Below are 12,778 nucleotides of genomic sequence, written 5' to 3' on the forward strand. Positions count from 1 at the left end.
TGCAAGCGGCATGCCGCCATTACATCAAATTTACGGGCGACAATTTGCCACCCACAAGTATTACGCGCGCGCTGCGGCGCTGACTTCGTTTGCTACACGTTCAGTTGCATCAGGAATGGAGGCAGCGCGCGCGCGCTCGGCCATTGCCAGCAGCGTTGCTCTGTCCCATCCGGCCAGGGTACGGGTAACGGCATCCACGGTAAACTGCGGTTGCTCCAGTATTTTCGCGGCGCCCGCTTTTTCCAGCGGCAGCGCATTCCAGTACTGCTGTCGATCTTTGTGCTGGAAAGGAACGAACAAGGCTGGTAACCCTGCAGCCGCGATTTCACTCACGGTTAACGCCCCGGAGCGACAAACCACAACATCAGCCCATTCGTAGGCTGCTGCCATATCATCAATAAACTCGGTGACCTTGTGCTGAGGCTGCCCTGCTTCAGCGTAAGCCTGCTGCACAACCGCCTGACCACCCTTTCCGGTTTGGTGCCAGACAGTCACGGATTCACCTAAACGCCCCGCGACCTGCGGCATGGTTTGGTTCAACACTCGAGCGCCCTGAGAACCGCCGACAACCAGCACGCGAACCGGACCTTCTCTTCCGGCAAAACGCTCTTGCGGCAGCGGTAAAGCAAGCACATCTGTCCGCACCGGATTGCCAACAACGTCCGCTTCAGGGAATGCACCGGGAAAGGCCTGCATTACCTTGGTGGCGATCTTTGCCAACCATTTATTCGTCAGACCGGCAATGCCGTTCTGTTCATGCAAGACAACCGGAATGCCAAGAGACCAGGCAGCCAGACCACCGGGTCCGGAAACATACCCGCCCATGCCCAGCACAACATCCGGCTTCCAAGCTTTCATGATGGCGCGAGCCTGGCGCCACGCGTTAAAAATACGTACAGGAGCCATCAACAAGGCCTTTACGCCTTTGCCGCGCAGGCCAGAAATGCGAATAAAGTCGATCTCAATCCGGTTTTTCGGCACCAGATCTGCTTCCATACGGTCTGCAGTACCAAGCCAGCGAATATCCCATCCTTCCGCCCGAAGGTGATGGGCAACGGCCAGGCCTGGGAAAACATGCCCACCTGTACCACCCGCCATCACCATCAATCGCTTCGCTTTGCCCGTCATTTGGCACTCCGTGTAAACGCCTGAGCCTTAGCCAGACGCGTTTCATAATCTATTCTCAACAACAGCATGATTGCCGTGGACATAATCAACAGGCTGGAACCGCCGTAACTAATAAGCGGCAGCGTCAGGCCTTTCGTGGGCAACATCCCCGCCGCAGCGCCAACGTTAACCAGCGCCTGGAAGCTAAACCAGACCCCGATAGAACACGCCAGGAAACCGGAGAAACGCTGATCCAATTCCAGCGCGCGCTTGCCGATGGACATCGCGCGAAAAGCGACGAAGAATACCATCAAAAGTGCAAGCACCACACCGATATATCCCAGCTCCTCGCCAATGATCGAGAAGATAAAGTCAGTGTGCGCTTCAGGCAGATATTCCAGCTTCTGAACCGAGTTCCCAAGCCCTTGTCCCCACAATTCACCGCGCCCAAAAGCCATCAGTGATTGCGTTAACTGGTAGCCGCTGCCGAATGGATCTTCCCACGGGTTCCAGAACGACGTTACGCGGCGAATACGGTAAGGTTCGGCGAGGATCAGCAGGATAACTGCCGAGATCCCCATCCCGATGATCGCGATAAACTGCCACAGCTTTGCTCCTGCGAGGAACAACATCGCCAGCGTAGTGACAAACAGCACAACTACGGTACCAAGGTCAGGCTGGGCTAGCAGCAGAACGGCCATCACCAGAATCACGCCCATTGGCTTCAGGAAGCCGCGCAGGTTATTTCGAACTTCATCCACCTTGCGCACAAGATAGTTGGCGAGATAACAGAACAGTGACAGCTTGGAAAACTCTGCGGGCTGAATACGCAGCGGGCCGAAAGCAATCCAGCGCGATGCCCCATTAACCGAGCTACCGACGACCAGTACAATTAGCAGCATCACGATCGAAGCCAGCAGCATGGCCGTGCTGTGACGCTGCCAGAAATCCATCGGCAAGCGCAGCGTCACCATCGCCAGCACAAACGCGACGATGATGTAGAGCCCGTCGCGTTTGGCAAACAGGAATGGATCGTTTGCCAGGCGCTGGCCTACCGGCATCGACGCCGAGGTCACCATAATAAAACCGATCGCAGCAAGGCCTAAGGTCAGCCAAAGCAGCGTGCGGTCATACAGCACCATGCTGTTGGCGTCGGCCTCACGGGAGCCCATTACCCACCCTTTTAACGCCGAAGCGACCCAGGCCAGGATACCAAACCCTGGAATACGGGGGACGCGAAGGCGAGGGAGAGATAAACGCATCAGCCTAGCTCCTTCGCTAATTGAGTAAACATGTCGCCGCGTTGTTCAAAGTTTTTAAACTGATCGAGACTCGCGCAGGCTGGAGAGAGCAGCACCATATCGCCAGATTCCACACGGGCAGCGGCAAGCTTCATCGCCTGCTCCATGGTTTCTGTACGCTCGGCAATATCCGGGCGTAACTCAGCCAGTTCAGCACCGTCACGACCAAAGCAGTAAAGGCGTACGCGATCACCCTGCAGGTAGCGAGCTAAAGGTGAGAAGTCGGCAGACTTGCCGTCACCGCCTAACAAAAGATGCAGTGTTCCTTCAACGTGCAGACCGTTTAACGCGGCTTCAGTACTGCCGACGTTGGTGGCTTTAGAGTCATTAATCCAGCGAACGCCATTCCGTTCCCAGGCCAGTTGGAAGCGATGAGCCAGGCCAGTATAGGTGGTCAACGCTTTCAGGCTACTGGAACGAGGCAGATTCACCGCATCCGCCAGCGCCAGCGCTGCCAGCGCGTTAGTGTAGTTATGCTGCCCAACCAGTTTCATTTCTTTGGTGTTGAGGATTTTCTCCCCTTTCACCCGCAGCCAGGTGTCACCCTGCTGACGATTAAGATGATAATCGCCGACGTCCACACCGAAGCTGATACAGCGCTCGTCCGCGCCGCGTACCGGCATCGTTAATGCGTCATCTGCGTTGACCACGCAAACTTTGGCATTTTCATAGATGCTCAGTTTTGCCGCACGATATTGCTGCATCCCGAACGGATAGCGATCCATATGATCTTCCGTCACGTTCAGAACGGTCGCCGCCGCAGCCTTCAGGCTATGGGTGGTTTCCAACTGGAAGCTTGATAGCTCAAGAACATAAAGCTCACAGCCTTTGTCCAGCAGCATCAACGCCGGCAGACCAATATTTCCGCCAACGCCCACGTTCACACCCGCGGCTTTCGCCATCTCTCCCACCAGGGTGGTGACGGTACTTTTACCGTTGGAGCCGGTAATCGCGACAATCGGCGCCTGGGCCTCTCGGCAAAACAGCTCTATATCACCAATAACCTCGACCCCGGCATCCACCGCCGCACTCAAGGCTGGAGTTGCCAGCGCCACGCCAGGGCTGGCAATAATCAAATCCGCCGCCAGCAACCAGTCCTCATTCAGCGAACCGGTATGACGATCAACGTTCTCAGGCAGCTTATCAAGACCAGGAGGGGAGATACGGGAATCCATTACCCGTGGCATAATGCCGCGCGCAATAAAGAAATCCACGCAGGACAGGCCCGTAAGGCCCAATCCAATGATGACAACATTTTTACCCTGGTAATCTGCCATATTTAGCGAACCTTCAGCGTAGCCAGGCCAATAAGCACCAGCATCAGCGAAATAATCCAGAAGCGCACAATCACGCGTGGCTCCGGCCAGCCCTTCAATTCATAGTGATGGTGAATGGGCGCCATACGGAAGATACGCTGCCCTCGGAGCTTGAACGAGCCCACCTGCAGGATCACCGAAAGCGTTTCAACGACGAACACGCCACCCATAATCACCAGCAGGAACTCCTGACGCAGCAGTACCGCGATAGTCCCCAGCGCCCCGCCAAGAGCCAACGAGCCTACATCGCCCATGAAGACCTGAGCCGGGTATGTGTTGAACCACAGGAAGCCCAGGCCTGCGCCGACAATCGCCGTACAGACGATAACCAGTTCACCCGCATGGCGCAGGTAAGGAATGTGCAGGTAGCCCGCAAAATTCATGTTCCCCGTAGCCCATGCCACCAGCGCAAAACCTGCAGCGACAAACACGGTAGGCATAATCGCCAGGCCATCAAGACCATCCGTCAGGTTTACCGCATTACCGGTACCAACAATTACAAAATACGCCAGCAGTACATAGAACAAACCAAGCTGCGGCATCACGTCTTTGAAGAACGGCACAACAAGTTCAGTTGCTGGCGTCCCTTTCCCGGCTGCATACATTGTGAAAGCAACGACCAGTGCAATCACCGACATCCAGAAGTATTTCCAGCGAGCAATCAGACCTTTGGTATCCTTACGAACCACTTTGCGGTAGTCATCGACAAAGCCAACAATCCCGAAGCCGATCAGTACGAACAGCACGCACCAGACGTAAGGGTTCGAGGGATAAGCCCACATCAGCACGGACACCACAATGGCGGTCAGGATCATGATCCCGCCCATGGTTGGCGTTCCTTTCTTGCTAAAGTGCGACTCTGGACCATCGTTACGTACAACCTGCCCGAAGGAGAGTTGCTGTAAACGCGCGATCATCCGCGGTCCCATCCACAGGGAGATAAACAGAGCGGTCAGCAGGCTGACGATGGCGCGAAACGTCAGATAGGAAAAGACGTTAAAGCCGGAATAATATTTGACCAAATGTTCGGCCAGCCAAACTAGCATGCTTGTTTCTCCTGTAATGCGCGAACCACCTCTTCCATGGCCGCACTACGTGAACCTTTCACCAAAATGGTTAAAATTGAATGTTCCGCGATAAGCGCTTTCAAACGCGCCACCACGGCCTGTTTATCGGCAAAATGTTCACCAACTTCTGATGCGTCACTCAGCGTTTTACTTAACACGCCAACGCTCAAAACACGGTCAATACCTGCGGCTTTTGTCGCTTCGCCAACCTGACGATGGCAAGCTTCGGCTTCCTCACCCAGCTCGCCCATATCGCCAACTACCATCACACGGTAACCCGGCATTTCTGACAGAACCTGTGCCGCCGCGGTCATTGAACCCACGTTAGCGTTGTAGCTGTCGTCCAGCAGCAGTTGATTCTCTGCAAGCTGGATAGGGAACAGGCGGCCCGGCACGGCTTTAAGCTCAGCAAGCCCTGCTTTTACTGCTTCGAGCGTCGCGCCAACGGCCATTGCCAGCGCGGTAGCCGCCAGCGAGTTAGAAATATTGTGACGACCCGGCAGCGGCAGAATGACATCAACATCGCCCTGCGGCGTATGCAGAGTAAATTCGGTACCGTGGGAGGTGATATGGATATTCGTTGCGGTGAAATCGCTTCCGGCAGCGTTCGGTGAGAAGCGCCAGGTTTTACGATCGCCAATGATCGCCTGCCAGTTCAGCCAGTCGTTGTTATCTGCGTTAAGGATCGCCGTACCGTTTGCCGCGAGGCCGGTAAAGATCTCGCCTTTGGCTTTTGCCACGCCCGCCAGGGAACCAAACCCTTCAAGATGCGCAGCCGCCAGGTTGTTTACCAGAGCCGCTTCCGGGCGGGTTAACCCTACGGTCCAGGCGATTTCCCCCTGGTGGTTTGCACCCAGCTCAATAACGGCATAATCGTATTCCGGCGTCAGGCGCAGCAGCGTCATCGGCACGCCAATATCGTTATTCAGGTTGCCAGCTGTATAAAGCGTGTTGCCGCACTGGCGCAGAATAGATGCCGCCATTTCCTTCACGGAGGTTTTGCCGGAAGAGCCGGTTAGCGCCACAACGCGAGTAGGCACCTGCTGGCGAACCCACGCACCTAGTTCGCCAAATGCAAGGCGGGTATCGGCCACAACCAGTTGGGGAACATCAATATCCAGCTTACGGTTAACCAATAATGCGCCTGCCCCGCCTTTCACCGCATCGGCGGCAAAGTCATGGGCATCAAAACGCTCGCCTTTCAGCGCAACAAACAGACAGCCAGCTGTCAGCTTACGGGTATCCGTTGTGACATCAATAATGTCGGCGTCTGCGCCATGTAGCTGCCCATTAAGAATGGATGCCAGTTGCTTCAGGGAGACGCGAATCATGCCACAACCCCCAGCAGGCGCGCTGCGGTAACGCGGTCGGAGTAATCCAGACGACGGTTGCCAACAATCTGATAGTCCTCGTGGCCTTTGCCCGCCAGCAGAACCACATCATTTTCTTTGGCCTGCATAATCGCGTTAGTCACCGCTTCTGCGCGGCCCAGCACTACGTGCGCACGGCCTGCATCCAGCATACCGGTCAGAATATCGTCGACGATGGCCTTCGGTTCTTCGGTGCGTGGGTTGTCATCGGTCACCACCACCACATCGGCATATTGTTCGGCAATACAGCCCATAATTGGCCGTTTACCTTTATCGCGATCGCCACCACAGCCGAATACACACCACAGTTTGCCGGAACAGTGCAGACGAGCTGCCTGTAGCGCTTTTTCCAACGCATCCGGCGTGTGGGCATAATCCACTACCACGGTAGGTTTGCCGGTAGTGCTGAACACTTCCATTCGCCCACAAACAGGTTGCAGACGCGGACCTGTGGCAATTAATGCTTCGAGCGGATAACCCAGCGCCAGCAGCGTGGCTAAAGCCAACAGCAGGTTACTGACGTTAAACGCGCCCATCAGGCGGCTTTCAATTTCGCCATTACCCCACGATGAACTGAAGTGAATCGTCGCTCCACCATCGTGATAAACCACTTCATCCGCCTTCAGCCAGCGCCCATGCGCCCCCGGCTCAAGGTTATTTTCCATTGTGACCGCCACGGCATCCGGCAGGCGCGCCAACCAGCGGTGACCCACTTCGTCATCGGCGTTGATGATCGCCTGACCGCAGTCATGCTCGGAAAACAACAGCCACTTAGCGGCTTCGTAATTCGCCATATCACCGTGATAATCAAGGTGATCGCGGCTTAAATTGGTAAACACTGACGCAGCAAACTTCAGCGCCGCCACGCGATGCTGAACCAGACCATGGGATGAAACTTCCATGGCACCAAAGGTTGCACCTTGAGCCTTCAGGCTCGCCAGCACGTGCTGCACGTCTACCGCAGAACCCGTGGTATTTTCTGTCGGCACAACCTGCCCGAGCAGGCCATTGCCTACGGTCCCCATCACTGCGCCGGTTTCACCCAGCAGCTGCGCCCACTGCGCCAACAGTTGAGTCGTTGTCGTTTTGCCGTTGGTGCCGGTGACACCAACCAGACGTAAGGATTCAGAAGGTTGATGATAGAAACGGCCAGCCAATGCAGACAGGCGCTGATGCAACTGGCTCAGGTAAATGACCGGTACGCCGTGCATCTCGCGAACTTCGCCATCCGCCGCTTCACCGTCCGCTTCTGCGATCACGGCAGCCACACCCTGTGCTATCGCCTGCGGGATATAACGACGCCCGTCCGCCTGATGACCGACCACGGCCACAAAAAGATCGCCCGCAGCCGCCACGCGGCTGTCGAGTGTCATCTCTCGCAGCGCTCTCGCAGGTAGCCCGGCTACCCACGGAGCAAGAAGGTCGCTCAAATTACGATCTGCCACCTGATGCCTCTTTCTGATTAATTACAAATTCGCTTTTCTCACCGGTTGCCAGCGCATCCGGCTCGATGTTCATGGTGCGCAGTACGCCGCCCATGATGGCACCGAACACAGGTGCAGATACGGCACCGCCGTAATACTTACCGCCCTGCGGGTCATTGATAACCACCACCAGCGCAAATCGCGGCTGGCTGGCTGGCGCAACGCCTGCGGTGTAAGCAATGTATTTGTTTATGTATTTACCGTCCGGCCCGACTTTTTTCGCAGTACCGGTTTTAATCGCAATACGGTAGCCCTTAATGGCCGCCTTCACGCCGCCGCCGCCGGGAAGCGCCACGCTTTCCATCATGTGCACCACGGTGCGGACGGTTGATTCAGCAAAGATACGCTCGCCGGGAACCGGCGGGTCAACTTTGGTTATCGACAGCGGGCGATAAATGCCGTAGCTGCCAATCGTTGCGTAGACTCGCGCTAACTGTAACGGGGTTACCATTAGCCCATAGCCGAAAGAGAAGGTGGCCCTCTCTATGTCAGACCACCGTTGTTTTTGAGGATATAAGCCACTGCGTTCCCCGACCAACCCCAAATTGGTCGCTTTTCCCAGTCCAAAACGTGAGTAAGTATCTACTAACGCTGAGGAGGGCATCGCTAACGCCAGCTTAGAAACACCGACGTTACTCGACTTCTGTAATACCCCGGTAAGGGTCAATTCGCTGTACCGCGCCACATCTTTGATCTCATGACCATTAATGCGGTACGGAATCGTATTCAGTACGCTATTTTCATTCACCACACCACGCTGCAACGCGGTCATTACCACCATCGGCTTAACGGTGGAACCCGGCTCGAAGACGTCGGTGATGGTGCGGTTACGCATTACGTCTTTTGCCGTGCCGGTTAGATTGTTCGGGTTGTAGGACGGGCTGTTCGCCATCGCCAGAACTTCACCAGTATTAACATCAACCAAAACGGCACTGCCCGATTCGGCTTTGTTGAAGGCAACGGCGTTATTCAGTTCACGATAAACCAGCGCCTGTAGGCGTTCATCAATGCTCAAAGCCAGGTTATGGGCGGCCTGGCTGTCGGTAGAGGAAATGTCTTCGATAACGCGCCCGTAGCGGTCTTTACGCACAATGCGCTCGCCAGGCTGACCGGTGAGCCATTTATCAAAGCTTTTTTCCACCCCCTCGATCCCTTCGCTGTCCACGTTGGTGAAGCCGATGAGGTGAGCAGTCACTTCGCCGGATGGGTAGTAGCGACGAGATTCCTGGCGAAGGTGAATTCCCGGAAGCTTAAGCTTTTTGATGTAGTCGCCAATATCCGGGTTAACCTGACGCGCAAGATAAATAAACCGCCCATTGGGGTTGCTGTTCACGCGAGATGAAAGCTGGTCGAGAGGCATTTTTAGTGCATCGGCTAGCGCTTTCCAGCGGTTGTCCAGCGTGACTCCGCCAGCGTCATGCAATTCTTTCGGGTCGGCCCAGACGGCATTTACCGGTACGCTAACCGCAAGAGGGCGTCCCGCGCGATCGCTTATCATCCCTCGGGAAGTAGACACTTCCTGCACGCGCAATGAACGCATGTCACCCTGACGTACCAGCATGTCCGGGTTGATTATCTGCAGCCAGGCAACACGGCCCAGAAGGAAAGCCAGCGCCAACAGAATGCAACCGCAGAGCAACGCAAAACGCCAACTCACAAAGTTGGCCTGTTCTTCCTGACGTTTTGGTTTAAGCGTTTTTGCCGCTGCTCTCATCTGCCGCACTGTTCCTTATTGCTGAACTACGATGTTTTCCTGTGAAGGATCGACATGCTGCAGCTGCAGCTTTTCCGTCGCGATCCGTTCTACCCGGCTATGATCGCCGAGCGCATTTTCTTCAAGAATCAGGTTGCGCCATTCAATATCCAGCGCATCACGTTCGAGTACCATCTGCTCGCGCTGTGCAGTGAGCAGACGAGTATGGTGCGCCGTCGTGACCACGGAAACCGCGGTCACAATAATGGCAACGAACAAGCAAAGTGCCAGTTTCCCATGGCGCAGAAGATCGCCACCAATCACGGCAGGCAGCGCATGACGCTCGTTGCTGCCGAGCTGCGTCACTCTGCTGAGGGTTTCTGTCACCCGATTGATCATGCGTTAGTCCTCTCCGCAATCCGCAAAACAGAACTACGGGCGCGTGGATTTTCCGCCACCTCTTCTTCACCTGGCATCAGCTTACCTAGCGCTTTCAACTGGCGGCCACCCAGCTTATTCAGCTGTGCTTCCGTCATCGGTAAACCGGCTGGGACCTGTGGCCCACGGCTGTTTTCACGCATGAAGCGTTTAACAATGCGATCTTCCAGAGAATGGAAGCTGATGATCGATAAACGGCCACCGGGAGATAACGCCTCCAGCGAGCCATTCAGCGCTTTTTCAATTTCATCCAGCTCGCTGTTGATCCAGATCCGGATAGCCTGAAATGTTCGGGTAGCCGGGTGCTTAAACTTATCTTTAACCGGCATAGCGGCAGAGACGACGGCCGCCAGCTCTTTGGTACGCGTCATCGGCTCTTCCCGGTTACGCTCAACGATGGCGCGTGCAATGCGCTTACCAAAACGTTCTTCACCAAAGGTTTTAATAACCCAGGCAATATCAGCCTCTTCCGCCGTCATCAACCATTGGGCAGCGGATTGACCTCGCGTTGGGTCCATACGCATATCCAGCGGCCCATCACGCATAAACGAGAAACCGCGTTCTGCATCATCCAGTTGAGGAGAAGAGACGCCGAGATCCAGCAAAATGCCGTCGATCTTGCCGTCCAGTTCGCGCTCACGTGCGTAATCTGCAAGCGCAGAGAATGGGCCATGAATGATGGAGAAGCGTGGGTCATCGATAGCGGCAGCCGCAGCAATCGCCTGCGGATCGCGGTCGATCGCCAGCAGCCGTCCTTGCTCACCGAGCTGGGACAGAATCAGGCGTGAATGGCCACCGCGACCAAAAGTGCCATCAATGTAGATGCCGTCGGGACGAATATTCAGGCCGTTCACGGCCTCGTCCAGCAGCACCGTAGTGTGTTTAAAATTTTCCATCATTTCTAAAGTGACAAGTCCTGCAGACGATCCGACAAGGTGTTTGTCGAACCCTGCTCAGCGTCGATATCTTCCTTGACCTGTTGATGCCAGGTCGCTTCATCCCACAGCTCAAACTTATTGAACTGGCCGACCAGCATGACTTCTTTGGTAAGCCCGGCGTGCTGCCGTAAAACGGGCGCCAACAGCAATCGCCCGGCGTTATCCATCTGACATTCACTGGCATGCCCCAATAACAGACGCTGTACGCGGCGTTCTGCGGGGTTCATGCTCGACAGACGGGCAAGCTTTTGTTCAATGATTTCCCACTCAGGAACGGTATAAAGCAGCAGGCAGGGGTGATGGATGTCGATGGTACAAACCATCTGACCTTCTGAGGTTTCGATCAGCTTTTCCCTATAACGGGTAGGCACGGCGAGCCGCCCCTTGCTGTCGAGATTGACTAACGTTGCCCCACGGAACATGCCAGCCTCACCCTTTAATGACCCATTTCACCACTTTAACCCACAAATTCCCACACAAAGGAGTTTACGGAGGGGAGGAAAACCTTGTCAAGCCAGCCAGGCCGCTTACGGGAATAAATTCCCGCGCCTAAGCGATTGATAAATGGCTGGCGTGAAAAAGCCCGCAATAGCGAGGCAAAATTAACGTTATGAATATTTGAAAGAAAAAGACCAATAAACATCAACAGCGTTAAAACGACCGAATACTTGTCTGGAGAAATATTAAGTACTCAGTTTGCGACGCGGGCGGCATTTTAAGGTATTTCAAAGCGAGTGAACAGCGCCAGATGCCCGTCTGGCGCTGGCTCGGCGCGAGACAGAAGTAAAGAGAGGTTGCTAATGATTAATAATCCAACATTTCTTAGCTGCTGGTGTGTAACAAAATAATACAAAGAAGAGATTTATTTCTCGATGGAGATTTTTTTACCCGATTTTTCCCGCCTAATTAATTGCCCTAAAAAATAAGGGTAAATATACGGGAAAAATCTTAATTAACTTTAAGTGGCTGATAATGATCTCTTTATCAGTAACGACTTAAGCTACCCCGACGATAAAGATTGCGGCGAATTCGGGTCAACCCAGGCTTCGGCTTACGTGGCTCATCAAGGCTTGCCAGCACCAGTTCCAGTACGCGTTCGGCAACATCGCGGTGACGCTGTGCGACCGCCAATACCGGACACTGCAGGAAATCCAGCAGCTCATGATCGCCGAAGGTGGCGATCGCCAACTCCGAAGGCAGCCGCCCCTGACGGCGCAGCGTGACATCCATCACGCCCTGCAGCAGTGCGAAGGACGTTGTGTACAGCGCATCAGGCATCTCGTGAGTTTCCAGCCACTTTTCAAAAAGCTGAGCGGCAGCCTCACGCTCATAGCTGTTAGCGTAGAGATAATTGACAGTACGAGGATCGTCTTTCCAGGCAGTACGGAACCCTTGCTCACGCAGGAAACTCACGGACAGTTCAGGTAATGCACCAAGGTAAAGGATATTTTCACCAGGGAATTTCCGCAGCTCTTCAGCCAGCATTTCTGCATCGTCCTGATCGGCACCGACAACGCTGGTGAAGTGTTCACGGTCTAACGCACGGTCGAGCGCAATAATCGGGAACGAATCGTTTGCCCAACGCTGATAAAAAGGATGCTCCGGCGGCAACGAGGTAGACACTATAATGGCATCAACCTGCCGCTGCAGAAGATGTTCAATACAGCGCATTTCGTTGTCGGGTTGATCCTCAGAGCAAGCGATCAGCAACTGATAGCCGCGCTGGCGAGCCTGACGCTCAAGGTAATTTGCTATACGGGTGTAGCTGGTGTTTTCCAGGTCTGGGATCACCAGCCCAATAGAACGCGTGCGTCCTGCACGTAGCCCAGCGGCTACCGCATTAGGGTGGTAATTATGCTCGCGTACCACCGCCATGACTTTCTCAACGGTTTTATCGCTGACGCGATACTGTTTTGCTTTTCCGTTGATAACATAGCTTGCCGTGGTGCGCGACACGCCAGCCAGACGCGCGATTTCATCCAATTTCACTGTAGCCCCTTACTCTCCAGGTGATCCATACCCATGCACTGGTTATGGTTAACGACATTCACATCTAAGCGCAGA

The 12,778-nt window shown here is 54.7% G+C and carries 11 protein-coding genes; all 11 read right to left on the reverse strand.

The genetic code is table 11. The annotated features are described in order from the left end of the window. Positions 1 to 60: 60 nt before the first annotated feature. The 11 genes from murG to cra all read right to left on the reverse strand — a co-directional run bounded on the left by murG (position 61) and on the right by cra (position 12,703). Entirely contained in the window at positions 61 to 1,128 is a 1,068-nt protein-coding gene (gene murG, locus WFK85_RS12055; protein ID WP_336707789.1) for an undecaprenyldiphospho-muramoylpentapeptide beta-N-acetylglucosaminyltransferase, read from the reverse strand. After that, entirely contained in the window at positions 1,125 to 2,369 is a 1,245-nt protein-coding gene (gene ftsW / locus WFK85_RS12060; protein WP_336707787.1) for a cell division protein FtsW, read from the reverse strand. Before ftsW ends, murG begins: the two co-directional genes overlap by 4 nt. Then, entirely contained in the window at positions 2,369 to 3,685 is a 1,317-nt protein-coding gene (gene murD, locus WFK85_RS12065) for a UDP-N-acetylmuramoyl-L-alanine--D-glutamate ligase (RefSeq protein ID WP_336707785.1), read from the reverse strand. The genes ftsW and murD overlap by 1 nt, the downstream gene beginning before the upstream one ends. Positions 3,686 to 3,687: 2 nt before the next feature. After that, the gene (mraY, locus tag WFK85_RS12070; RefSeq protein ID WP_039290277.1) at positions 3,688 to 4,770 is read right to left on the reverse strand and encodes a phospho-N-acetylmuramoyl-pentapeptide-transferase; all 1,083 of its coding nucleotides are present in this window, start codon (positions 4,768 to 4,770) and stop codon (positions 3,688 to 3,690) included. Then, positions 4,764 to 6,122, reverse strand: coding sequence for a UDP-N-acetylmuramoyl-tripeptide--D-alanyl-D-alanine ligase (gene murF / locus WFK85_RS12075; RefSeq protein WP_336707783.1), 1,359 nt, complete (start codon positions 6,120 to 6,122; stop codon positions 4,764 to 4,766). Before murF ends, mraY begins: the two co-directional genes overlap by 7 nt. Further along, positions 6,119 to 7,606, reverse strand: a complete 1,488-nt coding sequence (murE, locus tag WFK85_RS12080; protein ID WP_336707782.1) for a UDP-N-acetylmuramoyl-L-alanyl-D-glutamate--2,6-diaminopimelate ligase — start codon at positions 7,604 to 7,606, stop codon at positions 6,119 to 6,121. Before murE ends, murF begins: the two co-directional genes overlap by 4 nt. After that, entirely contained in the window at positions 7,593 to 9,359 is a 1,767-nt protein-coding gene (locus tag WFK85_RS12085) for a peptidoglycan glycosyltransferase FtsI (RefSeq protein ID WP_008461778.1), read from the reverse strand. The genes murE and WFK85_RS12085 overlap by 14 nt, the downstream gene beginning before the upstream one ends. A gap of 15 nt (positions 9,360 to 9,374) precedes the next feature. Continuing rightward, positions 9,375 to 9,737, reverse strand: a complete 363-nt coding sequence (gene ftsL, locus WFK85_RS12090; protein ID WP_008461776.1) for a cell division protein FtsL — start codon at positions 9,735 to 9,737, stop codon at positions 9,375 to 9,377. Then, a complete protein-coding gene (gene rsmH, locus WFK85_RS12095) occupies positions 9,734 to 10,675 on the reverse strand; it encodes a 16S rRNA (cytosine(1402)-N(4))-methyltransferase RsmH (protein WP_039300407.1) in 942 nt (313 codons plus the stop codon). Before rsmH ends, ftsL begins: the two co-directional genes overlap by 4 nt. A 2-nt stretch (positions 10,676 to 10,677) precedes the next feature. Continuing rightward, complete coding sequence (gene mraZ / locus WFK85_RS12100; RefSeq protein WP_008461772.1) at positions 10,678 to 11,136, reverse strand: division/cell wall cluster transcriptional repressor MraZ; 459 nt, start codon at positions 11,134 to 11,136, stop codon at positions 10,678 to 10,680. A gap of 562 nt (positions 11,137 to 11,698) precedes the next feature. Further along, on the reverse strand, positions 11,699 to 12,703 hold the full coding sequence (gene cra / locus WFK85_RS12105; protein WP_008461770.1) for a catabolite repressor/activator: 1,005 nt from the start codon (positions 12,701 to 12,703) through the stop codon (positions 11,699 to 11,701). Positions 12,704 to 12,778 lie beyond the last annotated feature (75 nt).

The sequence above is a fragment of the Cedecea sp. VD22 genome (assembly GCF_037150195.1).
GTDB lineage: Bacteria > Pseudomonadota > Gammaproteobacteria > Enterobacterales > Enterobacteriaceae > Cedecea.